A 21,531-nucleotide genomic window follows, 5' to 3' on the forward strand; every position below is an offset into this window, starting at 1 on the left:
GCATGCGTCCGCACGGCATGCACGATACCAGAGATCAGGCAGGAGGCCGACTTCCATGGCACATCTTCCCCCCGTTGATACCTTTGACTACATCGTTTTCGGCGGGACCGGAGATCTGACCATGCGCAAGCTGCTGCCTGCGCTTTACCACCGTTACCGCGATGGGCAGATCCCGGAAGATTCCCGCATTATCGGCACTGCGCGTTCCCCCCTTTCGCGGGCGGAATACCAGCAGCGCGCCCAGGCGGCGCTGGGTGAACACGTCAAGCCCGATGCGCTGGATGATGCAACGGTGCAGCGTTTCCTGAACATGGTGTATTATGTCAGCCTCAACGGGGCGGAAGCCGACAGTGACTGGCCCGCGCTGAAGACGCTGTTCGGTGATGCCTCGACATCCCGTATCCGGGTGTATTATCTGGCGACCTCGCCCGCGCTGTATGGCCAGATATGTGAAAACCTCAGCCGCGAAGACCTGATTACCGCGCAGTCGCGTGTGGTACTGGAAAAACCCATCGGCACCGACCTCGCCAGTGCGGAAGCGATCAATGACAGCGTTGGCCGTCATTTCCCCGAAAATCATATTTTCCGTATCGACCATTATCTGGGCAAGGAAACGGTCCAGAACCTGATTGCGCTGCGCTTCGCCAATCCGGTGTTTGAACGCCTGTGGTCGTGCGATGCAATCGACTATGTGCAGATCACCGCCGCCGAGACCGTGGGCGTGGAAGGGCGTGGCGCGTATTACGACCGCTCCGGCGCGCTGCGCGACATGATCCAGAACCACCTGCTACAGGTGCTGTGCCTTGTGGCGATGGACCCGCCCGTATCGCTGGAAGCCGATGCGGTGCGTAACGAGAAGCTCAAGGTGCTGCGCGCACTCAAGCCCATTTCCGCCGATGACGTGGCCATCTACACCTCACGCGGGCAGTACGCGCGCGGCACCATCGGGGACAAGACCGTTGGCAGTTATCTGGAAGACCTTGGCGAAGGCGTGACCAGCGAGACCGAAACCTTCGTTGCCCTCAAGGCGGAAATCCTGACATGGCGGTGGGGCAACGTGCCGTTCTACCTGCGCTCGGGCAAGCGCATGGCGGAAAAGTGCAGCGAGATCGTGATCCAGTTCAAGTCGGCCCCGTGGTCCATTTTCTCCAACCGGCCCGAACCCAACCGCCTGATCATCCGCATCCAGCCCGATGAAGGCGTGATGCTGTGCGTATCCACCAAGGACCCGACACCGACCGACAGCCTGACCCTGCGTGACGCGGACATCAATGTAGAGTTCGAGAAAGCCTTCAACATCCGCTATCCCGACGCGTATGAACGCCTGCTGCTGGACGTGGTGCGTGGCGACCCGATCCTGTTCATCCGCCGCGATGAAGTGGCCGCCGCATGGCGCTGGATCGATCCCATCCTGCAGGGATGGAAGGAACGCAAGGCCCCGCTCGAACCCTATGCCGCAGGTACATGGGGACCGGAAGGTGCCCGCAACCTGCTGTCGCAGTCAGGGCATCTGTGGCACGAGGACATGAAAAAATAATCCCACATGAATGATACAACACAGGCCACCCCACCGCGCCTGACCCGCAGGCGCGCGCCCCTCAGCCTGAAACAGCGCATCCTGCGCCGGGTCATGATGATCGTGCCCATGGCCGCGCTGGTTTTTCTGGTCGGCCGGATGGGCTGGCTGGATCAGGCTGCGGACAAGCTGACGTTTTCACGCACAAGCTGGTTCGACAATACCGCCGTAGTCGAGCATTTCCGCACCATCGTCACCCATAACGGCATGACATCGGACGCCAAGGACTGCCTGCTGTTCGTCATCAATGGCAACGACCCGCCAGACGCCACACGTCTGGAGGTTCTGGAAAAACATTCAGGCAAGTGCCCCGGAGACCGGAATACCCTGCCGCACCTGTTCACCATCCAGATCGACCGCCTTAACCAGACCGCCCAGACGGACTGGCAGTCGCCGGGAATGTTCCATCCCCTGCCCCGTTAGGCACATCTTTATCACGCAGGGTACGCCGCAGCGCACGAGCCCCATAGCGGATGGCCTCGCGTCCGGCGGGCAGGAATGAATAGAAGTTCAGGAAGCCATGCACCGTTCCCCGCCATGTCCGGGTTTCGGCATGGCTTCCGGCCCGCCGCATTTCCGCTGCGTATCCCGTTCCTTCATCATGCAGCGGATCGCACTGCGCCAGCGCGATGGTCGCAGGCGGCAATCCCGCGAGCGACGGAGCAAAAATCGGCGCCAGTTTCGGATCACGCAGGTCATCGGGCGTGCGGATATACTGCTCCGCGTACCATTCCATAAGCCGCGTCGACAGGACGTAGCCATGCGCATAGGCCTGCCGCGAAGGGACATCACGTTCCCCGAACAGGGACGGATAATACAGCAGTTGCATGGCCAGTTCGGGACCACCCGCATCCCGCGCCATCTGGCTCAGCACCGCCGCCAGCGTGCCCCCGGCGCTGTCGCCCGCCACCGCAATGGGACCGCCCCAGCGATGGGCTTCCCCCGCCAGCCACCGCAGCGCAGCCCAGCAGTCATCCACCGCATGGGGAAAACGGTTTTCCGGCGCCAGGCTGTAGGATAGCGACAGAACCGCGGCACCTGACTGCCGCGCCAGCCTGCAGCAGATCCCATGGTGGGAATTGAGCCCGCAATGCACATACCCCCCACCATGCATGAACAGCACCACGCCATGCACCCGGCCATAAGGCACGTATAAGCGGGCGGGCAGCAGGCGATCACGCCCCGGCGCGTGGCAATCCATCACACGCCGTACCTGTAGCGAGGACAGCGCCATGGGAAAACATGGGCGATCCAGCTTGCGGCGCAGGTCTTCCAGCGTATGGGGCGCTTCCGGCCTGCGGGAAGACAGCCACTTCATTCCCCCCAGCAGCACACGGGTCAGCAGGCCGGGGCGGGATGGGGTGGCCAGATCAGGCATGATGCACGTCGTACGGGACAAAACGGACATAAAGGGCGATAGCGGATGGCATGATTTCATTTATAGCTTGACGCAGCCCCCCTGCACCTCCAGTTTCCGCATGCCAGACGGTCGGACGGTCGCTGTCGCGTGGTTCTGCCATGTGATGGAGGAAAGTCCGGGCTCCACGGAAAAACGGTGCCGGCTAACGGCCGGCGGGGGCGACCCCAGGGACAGTGCCACAGAAAACAGACCGCCCTCACGGCGGTGTCCGTAGCAATACGGGCAGTGTTGGGGGCAAGGGTGAAACGGTGCGGTAAGAGCGCACCGCATCCATGGTAACATGGATGGCAGGGTAAACCCCACCGGGAGCAAGACCGAATAGGAACGGCGGATGGGCCGCAAGGCGCCATCGGGGGTTTTCCGCCCTGTCGTTCGGGTTGGTCGCGCAAGGTGTGTCGCAAGACTCATCGCAGAGGAATGACCGTCCCGCCCCTTCCGGGGCGGACAGAACCCGGCTTACAGACCGTCTGGTATTTACCCAATCCGCACCACAACGCGCGTAACGACAGCGTCGCACGCCGTGTTGTTAACAAGTATTACCCAAAAGAACAAAACATAAACCTGCCACAGCATCGCCATTTTATATGCAGATTGTGCGCTTTACCTGCCCGCACCTGTGTCTGTGCTGAATAACTGCGGTTTTCGGCCATCTTTCGCGCATCTTTAATTGACCGCCCATAAAATCCCATGTTATCCCATTCCTACACCGGGCAAAGGGCAGTCACCAGAATTCAGGCGTGACGGTCTGGGCTGAATACGGTCGGTTTCTGAAATACGTGCCAAGCAAGGGAGGGCATCGCGCAGCGTGAGTGTATTCCTGGGCACACACCAGAACCGGCTGGATGCAAAAGGACGGGTTTCCATCCCTTCCGCATTCCGCACGGCGCTGCGTGCCAGGGCCAAATCGGGCGAACCGCTTGCCATCCTGCGACCGTCCCATCTGCATCCCTGCCTTGAGGCATGGCCCGCCGATGCTTTTGCCGCACTGACCCGCCCGCTGGATGAGATGGATATTTTTTCCCAAGACCACGACGACCTCGCCACAGCGCTATATGCCGATGCGTACCCGTTCGAAGCCGACCGGGAAGGCCGCATCCTGCTGCCTGAAACCCTGCGTAGCCATGCCGGGCTTACCGATCAGGTGGCGTTCATGGGGCTGGGCCGCACCTTCCAGATCTGGGACCCGCAGGCCGCGATGGAACGCCGTCAGGCGGCACGCGACAGTGCCCGCCGTCTTACGGCCGGTCGTGGCACGGGCAGTGGGAGCGCGTCATCATGAACGCAGCTTTTCCCCCGCACGATCCGGGCCATGTGCCCGTAATGCTGGCCGAGGTCATGGAATATCTGGCCCCGCGTGATGGCGGGCGCTACGTGGATGGTACCTTTGGCGGTGGCGGCTATGCCCGCGCCATTCTGGCTTCCGGCAACTGCACCCTGTGGGGCATCGACCGCGATCCCGCGGCCATGGAGCGCGGCGCGGCACTCGCCCCTGCCTATCCTGATGGTAGCGGTGGATCACGGCTGCATATGCTCCATGGTGGCTTCGGGGACATGGCCGAATTACTGGCGGAAAACGCCATTACGGCGGTTGATGGAATCGTGCTCGACCTCGGCGTGTCGTCCTACCAGATTGACGAAGCCGATCGCGGATTCTCCTTCCGCATGGACGGGCCGCTGGACATGCGCATGGCCGATACGGGGCCCACAGCCGCCGATGTGGTCAACAACGCGCCGGAAGAAGAACTGGCCGACATCATTTATCATTATGGCGAAGAGCGCATGTCGCGCCGGGTGGCGCGCGCCATCGTGGCCGCCCGCGCCGAAGCCCCGCTGCTGCGCACGACCCAGCTGGCTGATGTGGTGCGTTCGGTCGTGCGGCCCGACCGTTCCGGCATTGATCCCGCAACCCGCACGTTCCAGGGGCTGCGCATCCACGTCAATGACGAGCTGGGACAGATCAGGCGCGTGCTGGAACAGGCGCCTGCCCTGCTGGCGCCTGGCGGGCGGCTGGTGGTCGTCTCCTTCCACTCGCTGGAAGACAGGCTGGTCAAGCAGGCCATGTCCCTTGCAGCCGGGCGCATGCCCGCCCCGTCGCGCCATGACCCGCGCGCCATGATGCTCCGCCCCGAGCGGACGCGCTTTACGCTCCTGACCGGACGCCCTGTTCGCCCCGGTGAAGATGAAACCCGCCGCAATCCGCGCGCCCGCAGTGCACGGCTGCGCGCGATGGAATGCACGGCTCCCCCAACCCCAGTATCGGAACCTGCCCGATGAGTCGGTTTGTTACGTTATTCTGCGCCGTCATGGCGGCGGTGTCTGGCCTGTTCCTGTATAACAAGAAGCAGCAGACAACCGCGCTGGACCACCAGATCGCCCAGATCGTGGGGCAGACGGAGCGCACGCGTTCACAAACCGCCATGTTGCGGGCCGAATGGGCCATGCTGAACCAGCCCGACCGGCTGGCAAACCTCGCCAGCCGCTATGACCGGAGCCTGCAGACCGTAGCCCCCGGCCAGTTCGTGCAGTTGTCCGCCCTGAGCAGCCACCTGCCCGCCGTCGGCAGTGCGCCGCATCATCCCGCGCCCGCCCCGCGCGCCGTCATGGTTGCGACCCTGGCAGCCGACCATGGCATGACGCCGGCACAGGCCGACGCCCCGGTGACGTCATCCCCCCGTATCGTCCCTGCTGTCAGCACTGCCATGGCAGCGCATGTGGATCATGCGGTTGCCACCGCTACGCCGCGCCATGTGGAAACACCGCGTGACACCCCGGTCAGGGCGATGGCGCAGAATGACGTACGCACGCCGCCGCATGTGGCGGCCCCTGAACATGTCCGCGCGCCGGAACGGGTTGCGGCGGTCGAACCGGCCCCTGTGGCCAGCAGCGTCCAGCATGACACTGTGGTGCCTGCCACCCGCATGCCCGCCTATCGCGTCCGCAGCCAGAACATTGCCGATGTGGCATGGCACCCGACGGCGGTGGCGCATATGGGAAGCACATCCCTTGGCAGCCCGCATGTCAGCGCCCTGCCGCCGCCGGTTCCCGTCAGCAACTGATTTTCCTTTCTACCGGCTTTCACGCCCGGAACGCGCATGAGCAACCCGATCCATGACCGAAATGGCAGAAGCGAGCAGGCTTCCCTCCCCCCGGGGGGAAGCCTGCGCACGCTTATGGCGCAGGACCGGATGCATGCGCGCCTGCTGTTTCTGGCGGGCGGGTTCTTCGTTCTTTTTTCGGCCATCAGTTTCAAGCTGACACTGGCCACGATCATCCGGCCCATGCCGCCACAGCAGCAGCAGATCGCGCCGCAGGTTCCCCCCATTCCCAAAAGCGACCCCAAGGGCATTATCGCGGGCGACACCGTCCTGCCGCAGGTTCACCGGGCATCGGTCATTGACCGCACCGGACAGGTGCTGGCCATGTCGCTGCCGGTGGCACAGGTCTATGCCAACCCGCTGGAGATGATCGACCCGACGGATGCGGCCCATAAGCTCAAGAGCGTGCTGCCAACCCTGAACGAGGCGGAAACGAAGCGCCGCCTGTCGCTGAACAAGCAGTTCGTCTATCTGGCGCGCGACATTACCCCCGCGCAGGAACTCGCCATCAATAATCTGGGCATTCCCGGTGTGTATTTCGAACCCGGAGAGCGTCGTCGCTACCCTATGGGCCGCGTGGCGGCACAGATTCTGGGCGGGGTTGATATCGACGACCACGGCGTGGCCGGGATCGAGCGTTATTTCGACAGGCGGCTGGACACTGACCGCACGCCGCTGCGCCTGTCGATGGATGTGCGCGTGCAGAACGTGGTGCATGATGAACTGCAAGGGGCCATGGACATGTTCCAGGCCATCGGCGCCTGCGCCATCGTGATGGACGTGCATACGGGCGAGATCATCAGCATGGTCAGCCTGCCCGATTATGACGCCAATGATTTTGGCAAGGCCCCCCCGGACTCACGCTTCAACCGGGCGGTGACGGGCATGTATGAACCCGGCTCGACCTTCAAGCTGCAGACCACCGCCATGGCGCTGCAGGAAGGGGTGGCCCATATCTGGGACCGCTTTTCCAGCATTCCCATCAAGATCGGCCGCTTCACCATATCGGACATGAAGTCCGACCATTTCGCGCCGTGGCTGTACCTGCCTGAAGTCATGGCCTATTCCTCCAACCCGGCGGCGGCGCATATCGCGCTGGATGCGGGGGCCGCGCGGCAGCAGGACTGGCTGCGGCATATGGGCTTTTTCTCCCGCGTGCCGGTCGAACTGCCGGAAGCAGGCCATCCGATCATCCCATCCCTCCATAACTGGGGCGTTTCAACCACCATGACCGTGGCGTTCGGCCATGGTGTGGCCGAACCCCCGCTATCCATCGTGCGCGGCACGGCAGCGACCGCCAATGGCGGCTTCCTGCTCAAGCCCACCCTGCTGGCCCATGACAGCGCACCTGCGGTGCCGGGAGCCGAACCGGCTGCATCCGACGCGGACATCCCGCCCGATGCGGAACGTGTGATCTCGGCCGCCAATGCGGATATCCTGCGTAAAATCCTACGCCTCGATGTCGTCAAGGGGACGGGGCAGAAGGCGGAATCGCCGGGTTACTATGTGGGCGGCAAGACCGGCACGGCGGAAAAAATCGGTCCGCATGGCGGCTATCTCAAGCACGTCAACGTATCGGCCTTTACCGGCATTTTCCCGATGAATGCGCCGCGTTACGCCATTTATGTCATGCTCGACAGCCCCAAGCCCACGGCGCAGACCCATGGCTGGACAACGGCGGGCTGGAACGCGGCCCCCACCGCATCGCACATGATCACGCGCATAGCGCCCATGCTTGGCCTGTTCCCCGATACGCAGCACACGGCAGCGATCGAGGCCGAACTGGCGATCCCGATGGAACCGGCTGTGCCGCGCGGCTATCGCGCGCTGGGACCGGATTACGATCCGGGCACCGCGCATCTGCACGAACATGACCATGAACACGATGCCCCGGCCCGTGCCGCACGCCACGCCCGCACGCCCCGTGATGCCACCGATACCGCGCAGATAACGGACCGCGCCCTGCACGCCCGCAACGACGTACGCCGCACACCCGCCCAGCACCCGCGCGACAGGGGATGAATGATGCACCTGCCTGAAGTCCTGCGCCATGCGGGGATGGACCTGTCATGCCTCGCCGGGGCAGAACACCTGAACATTACCGGTATTTCCGCTGACAGCCGCCACATTGGCCCCGGCATGATCTTCGCCGCGCTGCGCGGCACCCATCTGGATGGCCGGGCCTATATCGCGCAGGCCATGGCGGCAGGGGCTGCGGCGCTGCTGCTGGATACGGACCCGGCTTTCACCCCCCCCCCCGGCATAACCGTGCTGCGCGCGGATGACGCACGCCGGGCGCTGGCGCTGATCGCCCGTGCGCTGACACCCTGCCTGCCTTCACATATCGCCGCGGTAACCGGCACCAATGGCAAGACCAGCACGGTTGAATTCCTGCGCCAGATATGGACCCTGCAGGGCTTCAAGGCAGGCACGATCGGCACGCTGGGCGCCATTGCGCCCTGCCCGCTGCCCGATTGCGGCCCCGTGCTGACCACGCCCGACAGCGTGGGGCTTATGCACCTGCTGGATGCGATGGCCGAAGGGGGCGTAACCCATGTGGCGGCAGAGGCGTCCTCCCACGGGCTGGAGCAGCGGCGGCTGGACGGGCTCGCGCCCTATGTGGCCGGTTTCAGCAACCTGACGCGCGACCATCTGGACTATCATGGCAGTAGCGAAGCCTATCGCGGGGCCAAGCTGCGCCTGTTCGACACCGTCCTGCCCGAAGGCGGCATAGCGGCCATCAACGCGGATATGGACCCGACCACCTCCGCCGCCCTGCGCGATGTGGCGCTGCGGCGTAATCTGATCCTGCGCACGACCGGCACGCAGGGTGAGACGGTAAAGCTGCTGGAAGCACGTCCGACCCCCACGGGACAGGTGCTGCATGTCGCCACCCCCGCCGGACGGCGTGAGGTTACGGTGCCTCTGGTCGGGCGTTTTCAGGTCGATAACCTGCTTCTTGCCGCCGCCATGGCGGGGGAGACGGAAGCATCGGTAGACCATGCCATCGACCTGCTGCCGCGCCTGCATGGCGTCCGGGGCCGCATGGAGCGCGTGGCCGTCCTGCCCAGCGGGGCTGCCGCCTATGTCGATTTCGCCCATACGCCCGACGCCATTGAACGCCTGCTGCAATCCCTGCGCCCGCATACGCAGGGCAGGATCATTATTGTGATGGGTGCCGGCGGCGACCGTGACCGGGGCAAGCGTCCGGTCATGGGGGCGACCGCGACCCGCCTTGCCGACCGGGTGATCGTGACGGATGACAATCCCCGTTCGGAAACTCCCGCCGCGATCCGCGCCGACATCATGGCCGCCGCCCCCGGCGCGCTTGAAATCGGCGACCGTCGTCAGGCCATCGCCACCGGGCTGGACATGCTGGAAGCGGGCGACGTGCTTGTGGTCGCGGGCAAGGGGCATGAGCAGGGGCAGATCATAGGCCGGGAAATCCTGCCTTTTGACGACGCCACGGTAATCCGTGGCCTGACGGGGACTATATGACTTTGCTATGGAGCCGCGCGGACCTGCTGGCCGCGACATCGGGACATTTTCCATCCACCGTCCCATCCGATATCGCAGGCACGGGCGTTTCGATCGACACGCGTACCTTGCGGCCCGGTGATGTGTTCATTGCGCTGCAGGGGGAACGCAGCAATGGCCATGCCCATGTCCGCGCGGCGCTGGACGCGGGTGCGGCGGCTGTCATTGTCCATGAACGCTGCGACATTGCCGATCCGCGCATCCTGTCCGTTGCCGATACGCTGGTCGCCCTGCAGGACATGGCACGCTTTGCCCGCGCGCGTTTTGCCGGGCGCATGGTGGCGGTGACCGGCAGCGTGGGAAAGACATCGGTCAAGGACATGCTGCGTCACGCGCTGGAAGCCTGCGGGCCGACGCATTACGCCGTGGCGTCCTACAACAATCACTGGGGCGTGCCGCTTACGCTGGCGCGTCTGCCCGCCGGTGCCGCCTACTGCGTGTGCGAAATCGGGATGAACCATGCAGGCGAGATCCTGCCGCTGGCACGTATGGTGCGCCCGGATGTAGCGGTCGTGAGCACGGTTGCTTCCTCTCATCTGGGGCTTATGGGCAGCGTGGATGCCATCGCGCGTGAAAAGGCGGAGATCATGCGCACCCTGCCCCCCGGTGGCACCGGCATCATTCCCGCTGGCATAACGGGCGAGGACTATTTCGTGCTGAATGCCGCCGGATCAGGTGCCCGCCTGTGGCGTGCTGGATACGACGCCACCTGCACCGTAACGGTCGAAGTGACGCGGCATGACACGCAGGGCAGCGATCTGGACATCCGGTTGCCCGGCTGGCACGGGCAGGCCCGCATCAATGCGCCGGGACGCCACATGGCGGCCAATGCCATGCTGGCCCTTGCCGCGGCCGATGCCTGCGGCGCGGACATGACGCGCGCGGCAGATGGTCTGGCCACCTTCCGTCCCGGCACCGGGCGTGGCGCCATCACCCATGTGATGCACGATAGTGTTGCACTGCTCGACGAAAGCTATAATGCCTCGCCTGCATCCGTCCGCGCGGCACTTGACCTGCTCGGGCTTGTCGCAGCCGGTCGGCGGGTCGTCGTGCTGGGCGACATGCTTGAACTGGGCACGTTCGCGGGGCATGAGCATGCCTCCCTCCTTCCTGCTGTCCGTGAAAACGCGGATACTGTCTTCTGTTGCGGCCCGAATATGAAAATACTCTTCGACACCCTGCCTTCTTCCCTACAGGGGGGGTGGACGCCCGATTCCGAACTGCTGGCCCCCATCGTGCGTGCCAGCCTGCGCGCCGGTGACACCGTAATGGTCAAGGGCAGTCATGGCAGCCGGATGGACCGGATCGTTGCGGCCCTGCGGGCGGATACCGTGCAGGCGGGGCTGGCCTGATGCTTTATGACCTGTTCCAGCAGCATGCCACGTCCCATACTTCCGTGCTCAACCTGTTCCGCTACATCACCTTCCGTTCCGGCGCGGCGTGCATGACCGCACTGCTCATCAGCCTGTGTCTGGGCAATCCGCTGATTGCGCAGTTGCGTCGCATCCAGCGCGAGGGACAGCCCATCCGCAAGCTGGGTCCGGAACGCCACCTGATCGAGAAAGTGGGCACCCCCACCATGGGCGGCGTGCTGATCCTGCTTTCACTGTTCGGATCGACGCTGTTATGGGCTGACCTTACCAACGGATTTGTATGGGCGGTGATGCTGACCACGCTGGCTTTTGGCGCGGTGGGGTTCGCGGATGACTACCTCAAGCTGTCCCGCCGCAATACCGATGGCGTTTCCAAACGCATGCGGCTGGGGTGTGAGTTCTCGGCCTCGCTGATCGGGGGGATCTGGCTGGAAAGCCTCATGCCGCCCGACCTTGCCAATCATCTGGCCTTCCCCTTCGTCAAGGACCTGCTGCTGCCACTTGGCTATGCCTTTCCCCTGTTCGCCATGATCACGATTACGGGTTTTGGCAACGCGGTGAACTTTACCGACGGGCTGGATGGACTGGCCATCGTGCCGGTTATCGTCGCGTCCCTGGTCTTCGCACTGATTTCCTACCTTGTCGGCAACCATATCTTCGCTGACTACCTGCAGCTTCATGCCGTACCCGGCACGGGGGAACTGGGGGTATTCTGTTCGGCATTGGTGGGTGCCGGACTTGGTTTCCTGTGGTTCAACGCACCACCCGCGGCCGTGTTCATGGGGGATACGGGATCGTTGGCGCTTGGTGGGGCGCTGGGTGCCGTCGCCGTCGCCGTCAAGCATGAACTGGTGCTGTGCATTGTGGGCGGCCTGTTCGTGGTGGAAACATTTTCCGTCATCATTCAGGTGTTCTGGTACAAGCGCACCGGACGGCGCGTGTTCCTGATGGCCCCGCTGCACCACCATTTCGAAAAAAAGGGCTGGGCTGAATCCAAGATCGTAATCCGCTTCTGGATCGTATCCATCGTGCTGGGGCTGTGTGGTCTGGCCACGCTGAAACTGCGTTGAACGGCTCTTTTCCTTCTACCCTGTTCGCGGGCTACCATTACGGGGTGGCGGGACTGGGCCGTAATGGCAACGCAGCCGTTGCCGCACTGCTGGCCATGGGGGCCAGCGTGCAGGCGTGGGATGACAATGCCAGCGCGCGCGCCGCGCTACCCACCCATGAACGGCTGAAGATCGCCCCCTTTACCGGCATGCTGGGGCTTGCCGCCCTTATCCTGTCCCCCGGCATCCCGCACCGCCTGCCCGCGCCGCACCCGCTTGCGACCATGGCGATGGAAGCGGGCGTGCCCATCGTGTCGGATGCGGAAATCCTGTTCCGTGCCGTCCGGGCGGCAGGCAGCCGCGCACGTTTTGCAGGCATCACCGGCACCAACGGCAAATCAACTACTACCGTGCTGCTGGCCCATATGCTGGAAAGTGCTGGCGTGCCCGTGGCTGTGGGGGGCAATCTGGGGCCAGCCGCCCTCTCGCTGCCATTATTGCCCGATAACGGTGTCTATGTGCTCGAAATGTCGTCCTACATGCTCGAACGGCTGGAACGGCTGCATTTCGATGCCGCCTGCCTGCTGAACCTGACGCCCGACCATCTGGACCGTCATGGGGACATGACCGGGTATGTCGCGGCGAAACTGCATGTATTCGATCACCAGCATCAGGGCGACCTGGCCGTGCTGGGGGCCACGCTGCCCAATCTTGCCGACCTGCACCGCAGGCTTGCCGCATGCCACGCCCGTATCGCATACATCAGCGGCACCGATGTCGCGCAATGTGACCTGTACTGCACCACCACGGCATTATGTGACCAGCAGGGCGTCATCGCGGATCTACGTCCTGTCCATGACCTGCCCGGCACCCATAACCGTGAAAACGCGGCAGCGGCGAGTGCCATGGCGCTGCATCTGGGCGTGCCACGGACGGCGATAGAACCCGCGCTGGTATCGTTCCGCGCACTGGATCACCGGCAGAAAGTGGTGGGAACCATTGATGGCATCCGGTTCATCAATGACAGCAAGGCCACCAACGCCGATGCGACCGCCCGTGCGCTGGCCTGCCATGACCGGATGATCTGGATTGCGGGCGGCATCGCCAAGGCAGGCGGCATCGAGGATCTTGCCCCCCTGTTCGACCGCATTGCCCTTGCCCTGCTGATCGGGCGCGATGCCCCTGAACTGGCGCGGACGCTGGAACGCCACGATATTCCCTGCCGTATTGTCGATACGCTTGAACGCGCCGTGCCGGATGCGCTGGAGGCGGCACGCACACTGCACGCGGATGCGGTAATGCTTTCACCTGCCTGCGCCAGTTTCGACCAGTTCAGCGGGTTTGAGGAACGTGGAGCGCACTTCGCGGCCCTCGTGCGCGATCTGACAGCGCATGCAGGCGGAAGTCTTCGCCCATGAGTGGCCTGTCGCGCATAAACACCTCGCAGGCGGCGCGATGGTGGCGAAGCATCGACCGGGTCACGCTGATATGCGTCGGCATCCTGATCGGCTTTGGCTACATCCTGATGCTGGCGGCAAGTCCGGCGGTGGCGGTGCGTATCGGTGCGTCGCGCGACATGTTCATTTTCAAGCAGGTCTGCTTCCTGCTGCTGGCGGCGGGCATTGTCATCGCCACGTCGTTACTGTCCCTGCGCGGGGTGCGGATAGCCGCCTGGGTGGGCTTCGTGCTGGCGCTGGGGGCTACGTTCCTGACCCTTGTGCATGGGATCGAGATCAAGGGCGCGCGCCGGTGGATCGCGCTGCCGATGATGTCGGTCCAGCCATCGGAATTCCTCAAGCCCTGTTTTGCCGTTGTCACGGCCTGGCTGCTGACGGTGCGTAAGGAGCGGCGGTATTTCCCCGGCCTGCTGGTGGCGTTCGGGCTGTTCGGGGTCGTGCTGCTGCTGCTCAAGTCGCAGCCTGATATCGGGATGCTCAGCGTCATCACCACCGTTTTCCTGACCCAGCTTTTCATCGACGGGCTCAGCCTGTTTCTGGTCGGTGCAGGGGCCGCCAGCATGGTCGCGGCGTTCATCGGGGCCTATATGGTGTTCCCGCATGTGCGTTCGCGCGTGGAACGTTTCCTGCATCCCGCCGTGGGCGACCATTACCAGATCGATACCGCCCTGCGCGCCTTTGGCAATGGCGGGCTGCTGGGGCGCGGGCCGGGTGAAGGCCGGGTGAAGGACCTGCTGCCCGATGCGCATGCCGACTTCGTATTCGCCGTGGCGGGTGAGGAATTCGGCATGCTGATATGTCTGTTCATCATCGGGGTGTTTGCCGTAATGGTCATCCGCACGCTGCTCAAGCTGCTGCGCGAGAACGATCCGTTCATCGCGGTGGCCACGGCGGGACTGATGACGGGGTTCGGGTTGCAGGCTTTCGTAAACATGGGTTCGACCCTGCACCTGATCCCGACCAAGGGTATGACCCTGCCGTTCATTTCCTATGGCGGATCGTCCGCCATGTCGGTCGCCCTGACCATCGGCATGGTTCTGGCACTGACCCGCAGCCGACTGGGCGAAGGCCGGTTCGGACAGTTCGGGCAGGCCCCCTCTTCAAACCGGAAAGTACCGTCATGACCCGTCACTGCATTGCTGTCGCGGCCGGAGGGACCGGTGGCCATTTCTTCCCTGCCGAAGCCCTGTCCTGCGAACTGGTGCGACGGGGATATGACATCATCCTCATGACCGACCGCCGCGCGGGCGTGCGCGAAAGCGGCATATTCGCAAGCCGCCAGCAGTTTGTCCTGCCCGGCGGCGGCATTGCGGGACGCGGTGCAGTCCGGGCCGCGCGCGCGGCATTCGCGCTGGCACGGGGCACGATGCAGGCGCGGCGCATACTGGCGCGGCTGCGGCCATCCGCCGTCATTGGCTTTGGCGGGTATCCTTCCGTTCCGCCACTGCTGGGGGGCAGCCTGCTGCCACGGGCCATACGGCCGATGCTGTTCGTGCATGAAGGCAACGCTGTTCTGGGCAAGGCCAATGGCTTCCTGGCGTCGCGCATGGATGCGATCGCGACCTCCTTCCGCCTTGTCGCGGGGGTGCCCGCCGCCATTCCCACCACCCTTACGGGCATGCCGGTACGGCCTGACATCGCGGCACTGGCGGGAGAAGGGTACAGCCCGTCCAATGGGGTCATAAACCTGCTGGTCTGGGGCGGATCGCTTGGCGCGCGGGTGTTCAGTGATGTCGTGCCCACGGCCCTTGCTGCCCTGCCCCCTGCCCTGCGCGCGCGGATTCAGGTGACACAGCAGGCACGTGCGGAAGATGTGGCGCGTGTCAGCGCGGCATACGCCACGGCGGGAATTCCCGCCCACGTCGCGCCATTCCTTGATGATGTGCCCGATCGCCTGCGCACCGCCCATCTGGTCATTGGCCGTGCGGGCGGGTCGTCGGTTGCGGAACTGACCGTGGCGGGGCGTCCGTCCCTGCTGGTGCCGCTGCCCATCGCGGCCCGTGATGAACAGGGCGCCAACGCGCAGGCGCTGAGCGACGCGGGGGCTGCATGGATGATCCGCCAGCCTGATTTTACCGCCCCCGCCCTGACCGACCGCCTTACCGCCCTGCTGGGCGACCGTGACCTGCTGGCCCGCACGGCACAGGCCGCGGCCAGCCTTGGCCGTCCCGATGCCGCCACCCGTCTGGCGGACATGATAGAAGCACGCTTGCCTGAGCAGCCCCGCACCGCTTAATTCCCGCTGCGCGATTACGGAGACCCGGTTACATGAGAGCCCTGCCCCTTTCCATTGGCACCATTCATTTCGTCGGCATTGGCGGGATTGGCATGTCCGGCATTGCCGAAGTGCTGCACATGCTCGGCTACGTGGTGCAGGGTTCCGACATTGCGGAAAACGCCAATGTCCAGCGGCTGCGGGCCGCGGGCATTCCCGTGACCATCGGCCATGACGCGGCCAATCTTGGCAATGCGCAGGTGGTGGTCACATCCACCGCCGTGCAGCGCGACAACCCCGAAGTCGTGGCCGCGCGCGCACGGCTGATCCCGGTAGTGCGCCGGGCGGAAATGCTGGCGGAACTCATGCGCCTGCGCTGGTCGGTCGCGGTTGGCGGCACGCATGGCAAGACCACGACAACCAGCCTTGTCGCCGCAGTACTGGAAGCGGCGAAACTTGATCCCACCGTCATCAATGGGGGCATCATCGAAGCCTACGGCACCAATACCCGCATGGGCTCGGGCGACTGGATGGTGGTGGAGGCGGATGAGAGCGATGGCTCCTTCCTGCGCCTGCCCTCCGTCATTACGGTCGTGACCAACATGGACCCCGAGCATCTGGACCACTGGGGCACGGAAGAGGCCATGCAGGCGGCCTATGACCAGTTCGTGTCCAACATCCCCTTCTACGGCTTTGCGGTCCTGTGCATCGACCATCCCGCCGTGCAGCAGATGATCCCGCGCCTGTCGGACCACCGGATCATCACCTATGGTTTTTCCCCGCAGGCGGACGTGCGCGCGGAAAAGGTCATTACCGACAAGCTGGGCGCGACGTTCGAGGTCGTGATCACCAACCGCAACCGCAACCGTTCCCGCCGGGCGGGGCCGTTCCGCCTGCCCATGCTTGGCCACCATAATGTGCAGAACGCGCTGGCGGCGATTGCTGTCGGCACGGAGATGGAAATCGACGACGCGACCATCCGCTCCGCCTTCGCCGCGTTCCGTGGCGTCAAGCGCCGCTTCACCCGCACGGGGGAAACCGGCGGCATTACCGTGATCGACGATTACGGCCATCACCCCGTGGAAATCGCCGCCGTGCTGAAGGCGGCCCGGCAGGCGGGCGCGGGCAACGTGATCGCGGTGGTGCAGCCGCACCGTTATTCCCGGCTGCAGACCCTGTTCAACGAATTCTGCACCTGCATGAACGATGCGGGCACCGTCATCATCGCCGATGTCTATGCGGCGGGCGAACAGCCGATTGATGGCATTGACCGTGACGCGCTGGTGGAAGGACTGCGTGAACGCGGGCACCGTTCGGTCGTGCCCCTGCCCGGCCCGGAACATCTGGCGGAAATGATCAACGCCATCGCCCGCCCCGGTGATTTCGTGGTCTGCCTTGGCGCAGGCAGCATCACCAATTGGGCACAGGCGCTGCCGGGTCAACTGGCGGAACTCCAGTCCGGCACGCATGCAGCCCCCGCCCAGAAGGCGGAAGCCCATCAATGAGCGAGACGCCCCCTGCCATGTCCGCCCTGCCCCCGTGGGCGCGGGTTCTGGATACGGATGAATTCCATCCCCGTGGCCGCCTGACCGCGCAGGCAGCCCTTGGCCCGCGCACATGGTTCCGCGTGGGGGGACCGGCGGAGCTGCTGTTCCAGCCCGCAAGTGCGGAGGATCTGGCGCAGGTCCTGCGTCGCCTGCCGCTGGAGGTGCCGGTGCTGGCGCTGGGCGCGTGTTCCAACGTAATCGTGCGCGACGGCGGTGTGGACGGGCTGGTGATCCGTCTCGCACGCGGCTTTTCCACCATCACGCGCGATGGGGATGGCCTGATCGCGGGGGCCGCCTGCCTTGACATGACCGTTGCCGAACATGCGGCGGAAGCGGGACTGGCCGGGCTGGAATTCCTTGCGGGCATTCCCGGTTCCATCGGCGGTGCGGTGGCGATGAACGCGGGGGCCTATGGTTCGGACATGGCAACCGTCCTGGACTGGGTGGAGGTTGTCACCCGCGACGGAAGGCTGCTGCGCCTGCCTGCCGCATCGCTGGATTTCGGGTACCGCCATGCCACCCTGCCCGCACATGCGGTTGTCGTGCGCGCGCGGCTGAACGGGATTGAAGCTCCGCCTGCCGTCATCCGCCAGCGTATTGAGGAAATCCGCGCGGCGCGTGAAGCGGCCCAGCCCGTACGCGCCCGCACCGGCGGGTCCACCTTCCGCAACCCCGCTCCGGACGAATCCGACCGCAAGGCATGGGAACTGATCGATGCGGCGGGCTGTCGGGGCCTGCGGGAAGGCGGCGCGCAGATCAGCGAGAAGCACTGCAACTTCATGCTCAATACGGGGGATGCCTGCGCGGGCGATCTGGAGCGGCTGGGCGAAACCGTACGCAGGCGCGTGCATGACCATACGGGCGTTACCCTGCGCTGGGAAATCAAACGAATCGGTCGCCCTGTCACCAATGGAGAATGCGCATGACCCATCGGAAGATTTCCGTCCTGATGGGCGGCCTGTCCGCCGAGCGCGAAGTCAGCCTGAACAGTGGTCGCAACGTGGCAGACGCCCTGCGGGGTCTTGGTCATACGGTGCGCTGCATCGATACCGGCACAGACCTGCTGACAATCGTGCGTGACCTGCATGACCACAGGCCCGATGTTGTCTTCAACGCCCTGCATGGCCGCTTTGGCGAGGACGGCTCCATTCAGGGCGTGCTGGACTGGATCGGCATTCCCTATACCCATTCCGGCGTACGGGCATCCGCCACGGCCATGGACAAGGACGCCGCGCGGACGGTTTTCGCCGCCGCCGGCCTGCCGGTGGCGACAGGTCGGGTCATGACGCCCGCCGAACTGGAACCGGCGGACCCGCTGCCCGTCCCGTATGTGATCAAGCCGTTGAATGAGGGCTCGTCCGTCGGGGTCGAGATCATCCATCCCGGCAGCAACCGTCGCGCCATGGTCGCGCAGTCATGGTCATTTGGCACGCATATCCTTGTAGAAGAATTCGTGCCGGGTCGGGAACTGACCGTAGGCGTGCTGGAAGACCGCGCGCTGACGGTTACGGACATAACACCAGCGGGCAATGGAACCGGTTTTTACGATTATCAGGCCAAATACGCCGCAGGCGGATCATGCCATGAACTTCCGGCGCGCATTCATCCCACGGCCTTCGCGCAGGCGCGTGAACTCGCGCTGGCCGCGCACCGCGCACTGGGCTGCCGGGGGGCGAGCCGCACGGATTTCCGCTATGACGACACGACGGACCCGACCGGCCCCGGTCGTCTCGTGATTCTGGAAACCAATACCCAGCCGGGCATGACGCCGACCTCGCTCCTGCCTGAACAGGCGGCGGCATGTGGCATAGATTATGCCGCACTGTGCCAGTGGATGATCGACCACGCGACCTGTCGTACATGAAACGACCGACTGACAGCAGCCATCGCCCTTCCCGGCTTTCGCTTTTCCTGCGCAAGCAGAAACGGCTGCTGCGTCCATTGCTGGTCCTGCTCGTGCTGGCCGGGATCGTAGCAGGCTGCGTCACGGCATTCCGGCATTTCGGGTCGGACACCCGTTTCGCGCCCCTGCGCGCGCGCGTCATCAACATGCTGCCGCTGCGTATTACCGAAATCGACGTGACGGGCTGCGTGCTGACCAGTGAAACCGCCCTGCAGGAAGCGCTGGGCGTGCGGACGGGTGATTTCATCCTTGGATTTTCCGTCACCGCCGCGCGCAAGCGGATCGACGACCTGCCGTTTGTCGATCATTCCGTGGTGGAACGGCATCTGCCCCACACCATCATCATCCATCTGTTTGAACGCCGTCCGTTCGCCGTGTGGCAGAATCACGGCCATTTCTCCCTGATCGACCGCGACGGCAATCCGGTGCGTGACCAAGGCATGACCGGCAAGGATGCTGAAGCCTTCATGCAACTGCCGCTGGTCGTGGGGCCGGACGCGAACACAGCCGCCGCGGCGCTGATCGATGAACTGTCCGCCCAGCCCGAAGTACGCAGCCATGTGGTGGCCGCCGCCCGCGTGGGCCAGCGCCGGTGGAACCTGACCCTGCGCAACGGCACGACCATCCTCCTGCCCGAAGGACAGGAGGTCGCGGCGCTGAAGCGACTTGCACAAATGCAGGAAAACATAAAAATACTGGACCGGCCGGTCATCGCCATAGACATGCGCCTGCCTGACCGCCTGATCATACGTGAAAACCCCGCTGCCCCATCCGGCGACACGGACCGGGACAAAGGCGACACGCAACCGCAGGCGGCCCCTACGGGGGATCAGGCACCTTCCGCGCCATGGCTTTTACCTGATGCCGGTTCAAGACGGAGGCGGGCATGACATATCCAGTGCCGGGGCCGGTGAAGACGGTTCTTCCCACCCCACGCACATCCACACCGGGCGCGCCGGTCCCGGCCCTTCGCGCGGAGGGCAGGCCCGCGCGGACATCACGTTCCCGTCAGGCCACCGCACTGGTGCCGGCGGAAGAACGCGCCCCCGCGCGCAGGCTGCGTACGGGACCGTTCAGCGTGCTGGATATCGGTTCCACCAAGATCGTGTGCCTGATCGGACGCGGCGAGCCTGACAACACCATCCGGATTCTGGGCCACGGCTGGCGCCGGTCGCATGGCGTGCGGTCGGGCGGGATCGTGGACCTGCGCGAAGCAGAAAGCGCCATCCGCGCCGCCGTGGCCCAGGCGGAGGACATGGCGACGGAACGCCGCGACTCGATTTTCGTCAACCTGTCCTGTGGCCATCCCGAAAGCCGGCATATCAATGCGCGCTGGCCCATCGGCGGGCGCGAAATCACAAAGGGCGATGTCAGCCGCATCATCGCTGAAGGCCGGCTGCGGGCAGTATCGGAAGGGCGGTCCGCCATCCATACCCTGCCGCTGGATTACGCGGTTGATGACACGCAGGAAGTGCTCGACCCGCGCGGGCACCTGTGCGACCTGCTTTCCGCACGCCTGCATGTCATTGATGCCAATACGACCGCCCTGCGCAACCTTGAAGCCGTGCTGTCGCGCGTGGAACTGAATATCGAAGGCATGGTCTCATCCCCCCTCGCCTCCGGCCTTGCGGTCATGAACGAGGATGAGCGCAATCTTGGCGCGACGGTTGTGGATATGGGTGGGGGCACCACCTCCATCGGCGTGTTTGGCGAAGGGCGGCTGCTGCATACCTCCACGATTCCCGTGGGCGGGCTGCACATCACCCGCGATATCGCCCATGGACTGTCCACATCCATCGACAATGCCGAGCGGCTGAAAACCATGCACGGGTCGGCCGAACTGCTGGCAGGCGACGATCACGATCCGATCCTTGTGCAGCTTATTGGTGACAACGACCATCATTACGTCAGAATTCCACGTGCAAGAATTGTCTCGATCATCCATCCGCGTGTGGAGGAAACACTGGAAATGGTTCGGGACAGGCTGGAAATGGCGGGCGTCGGCCCCGCATCGGACGGGCGCGTCATCCTGACGGGGGGCGGATCGCTGCTGGAAGGGATCGGGCCGATGGCCGCGCGCATCCTGAACCGTCAGGTCCGCCTGGGCCGTCCGCGCCGGATCGTGGGGCTGCCGGAAAACGCGGCGACCTGGCCCATGTTCTCCACCTCGGCGGGGTTGCTGGCATGGGCGGCGGGTGCCGCTGATGAGATGGGCGAACCCGACATACGCGACGTACGCCCCGCCGGGCTTGTGCGACGTTTTATGGATTTCATACGCGAAAGGGTATGACATTGTGTCAAAACCCTTTATTGTACTTTAGCCGTTAATATGCCAGCCCGCATACCCCAAGCCATCGGG

Annotated in this window: 18 protein-coding genes and 1 other RNA gene; 18 read left to right on the forward strand and 1 reads right to left on the reverse strand. The window is 64.4% G+C overall.

The window, feature by feature from the left end:
• Positions 1 to 55 precede the first annotated feature (55 nt).
• Both zwf and KSAC_RS04975 read left to right on the forward strand, forming a co-directional pair.
• A complete protein-coding gene (zwf, locus tag KSAC_RS04970) occupies positions 56 to 1,537 on the forward strand; it encodes a glucose-6-phosphate dehydrogenase (RefSeq protein WP_110547875.1) in 1,482 nt (493 codons plus the stop codon).
• 6 nt (positions 1,538 to 1,543) lie between these two features.
• Positions 1,544 to 1,999 (forward strand): hypothetical protein, encoded by a 456-nt coding sequence (locus tag KSAC_RS04975; protein ID WP_110547876.1) that lies wholly within the window; start codon positions 1,544 to 1,546, stop codon positions 1,997 to 1,999.
• Here KSAC_RS04975 and KSAC_RS04980 read toward each other — a convergent pair.
• On the reverse strand, positions 1,938 to 2,954 hold the full coding sequence (locus KSAC_RS04980; protein WP_132304545.1) for an alpha/beta hydrolase: 1,017 nt from the start codon (positions 2,952 to 2,954) through the stop codon (positions 1,938 to 1,940). The genes KSAC_RS04975 and KSAC_RS04980 overlap by 62 nt on opposite strands.
• A gap of 103 nt (positions 2,955 to 3,057) precedes the next feature.
• Between KSAC_RS04980 and rnpB the strand changes: the two genes are divergently transcribed.
• The 16 genes from rnpB (at position 3,058) to ftsA (ending at position 21,462) form a co-directional block, all read left to right on the forward strand.
• Positions 3,058 to 3,471: RNase P RNA component class A (gene rnpB, locus KSAC_RS04985), an RNA gene on the forward strand.
• Positions 3,472 to 3,801: 330 nt separating this feature from the next.
• A complete protein-coding gene (gene mraZ, locus KSAC_RS04990) occupies positions 3,802 to 4,275 on the forward strand; it encodes a division/cell wall cluster transcriptional repressor MraZ (protein WP_102323375.1) in 474 nt (157 codons plus the stop codon).
• Positions 4,272 to 5,270 (forward strand): 16S rRNA (cytosine(1402)-N(4))-methyltransferase RsmH, encoded by a 999-nt coding sequence (gene rsmH, locus KSAC_RS04995; RefSeq protein ID WP_110547877.1) that lies wholly within the window; start codon positions 4,272 to 4,274, stop codon positions 5,268 to 5,270. The genes mraZ and rsmH overlap by 4 nt, the downstream gene beginning before the upstream one ends.
• A complete protein-coding gene (ftsL, locus tag KSAC_RS05000) occupies positions 5,267 to 6,052 on the forward strand; it encodes a cell division protein FtsL (protein ID WP_132304547.1) in 786 nt (261 codons plus the stop codon). The genes rsmH and ftsL overlap by 4 nt, the downstream gene beginning before the upstream one ends.
• A gap of 36 nt (positions 6,053 to 6,088) precedes the next feature.
• Positions 6,089 to 8,113, forward strand: a complete 2,025-nt coding sequence (locus KSAC_RS05005; protein WP_110547879.1) for a peptidoglycan D,D-transpeptidase FtsI family protein — start codon at positions 6,089 to 6,091, stop codon at positions 8,111 to 8,113.
• 3 nt (positions 8,114 to 8,116) lie between these two features.
• Positions 8,117 to 9,589 carry a UDP-N-acetylmuramoyl-L-alanyl-D-glutamate--2,6-diaminopimelate ligase gene (locus KSAC_RS05010; RefSeq protein ID WP_132306126.1) on the forward strand — a complete coding sequence of 491 codons (1,473 nt, stop codon included), beginning with the start codon at positions 8,117 to 8,119 and terminating at the stop codon, positions 9,587 to 9,589.
• Positions 9,586 to 10,980, forward strand: coding sequence for a UDP-N-acetylmuramoyl-tripeptide--D-alanyl-D-alanine ligase (locus KSAC_RS05015; RefSeq protein ID WP_132304549.1), 1,395 nt, complete (start codon positions 9,586 to 9,588; stop codon positions 10,978 to 10,980). Before KSAC_RS05010 ends, KSAC_RS05015 begins: the two co-directional genes overlap by 4 nt.
• Positions 10,980 to 12,071: a phospho-N-acetylmuramoyl-pentapeptide-transferase gene (gene mraY / locus KSAC_RS05020; RefSeq protein WP_110547881.1), complete on the forward strand. Its 1,092-nt coding sequence runs from the start codon at positions 10,980 to 10,982 to the stop codon at positions 12,069 to 12,071. Before KSAC_RS05015 ends, mraY begins: the two co-directional genes overlap by 1 nt.
• Positions 12,068 to 13,468: a UDP-N-acetylmuramoyl-L-alanine--D-glutamate ligase gene (gene murD / locus KSAC_RS05025; protein WP_132304551.1), complete on the forward strand. Its 1,401-nt coding sequence runs from the start codon at positions 12,068 to 12,070 to the stop codon at positions 13,466 to 13,468. Before mraY ends, murD begins: the two co-directional genes overlap by 4 nt.
• Positions 13,465 to 14,631 (forward strand): FtsW/RodA/SpoVE family cell cycle protein, encoded by a 1,167-nt coding sequence (locus tag KSAC_RS05030; protein ID WP_102323368.1) that lies wholly within the window; start codon positions 13,465 to 13,467, stop codon positions 14,629 to 14,631. The genes murD and KSAC_RS05030 overlap by 4 nt, the downstream gene beginning before the upstream one ends.
• The gene (gene murG / locus KSAC_RS05035) at positions 14,628 to 15,743 is read left to right on the forward strand and encodes an undecaprenyldiphospho-muramoylpentapeptide beta-N-acetylglucosaminyltransferase (protein ID WP_132304553.1); all 1,116 of its coding nucleotides are present in this window, start codon (positions 14,628 to 14,630) and stop codon (positions 15,741 to 15,743) included. Before KSAC_RS05030 ends, murG begins: the two co-directional genes overlap by 4 nt.
• 32 nt (positions 15,744 to 15,775) lie before the next feature.
• Positions 15,776 to 17,227, forward strand: coding sequence for a UDP-N-acetylmuramate--L-alanine ligase (gene murC, locus KSAC_RS05040; RefSeq protein WP_102323366.1), 1,452 nt, complete (start codon positions 15,776 to 15,778; stop codon positions 17,225 to 17,227).
• 17 nt (positions 17,228 to 17,244) lie between these two features.
• Positions 17,245 to 18,195: a UDP-N-acetylmuramate dehydrogenase gene (gene murB / locus KSAC_RS05045; RefSeq protein WP_243705350.1), complete on the forward strand. Its 951-nt coding sequence runs from the start codon at positions 17,245 to 17,247 to the stop codon at positions 18,193 to 18,195.
• Positions 18,192 to 19,133 carry a D-alanine--D-alanine ligase gene (locus KSAC_RS05050; protein WP_132304557.1) on the forward strand — a complete coding sequence of 314 codons (942 nt, stop codon included), beginning with the start codon at positions 18,192 to 18,194 and terminating at the stop codon, positions 19,131 to 19,133. Before murB ends, KSAC_RS05050 begins: the two co-directional genes overlap by 4 nt.
• Positions 19,130 to 20,062, forward strand: a complete 933-nt coding sequence (locus KSAC_RS05055) for a cell division protein FtsQ/DivIB (RefSeq protein WP_132304559.1) — start codon at positions 19,130 to 19,132, stop codon at positions 20,060 to 20,062. Before KSAC_RS05050 ends, KSAC_RS05055 begins: the two co-directional genes overlap by 4 nt.
• A complete protein-coding gene (gene ftsA / locus KSAC_RS05060; RefSeq protein WP_102323363.1) occupies positions 20,059 to 21,462 on the forward strand; it encodes a cell division protein FtsA in 1,404 nt (467 codons plus the stop codon). The genes KSAC_RS05055 and ftsA overlap by 4 nt, the downstream gene beginning before the upstream one ends.
• The last annotated feature ends 69 nt before the right edge of the window (positions 21,463 to 21,531 follow it).

Origin of the sequence: Komagataeibacter saccharivorans, assembly GCF_004348195.1 — a bacterium.
Classification (GTDB): Bacteria; Pseudomonadota; Alphaproteobacteria; order Acetobacterales; family Acetobacteraceae; genus Komagataeibacter; species Komagataeibacter saccharivorans.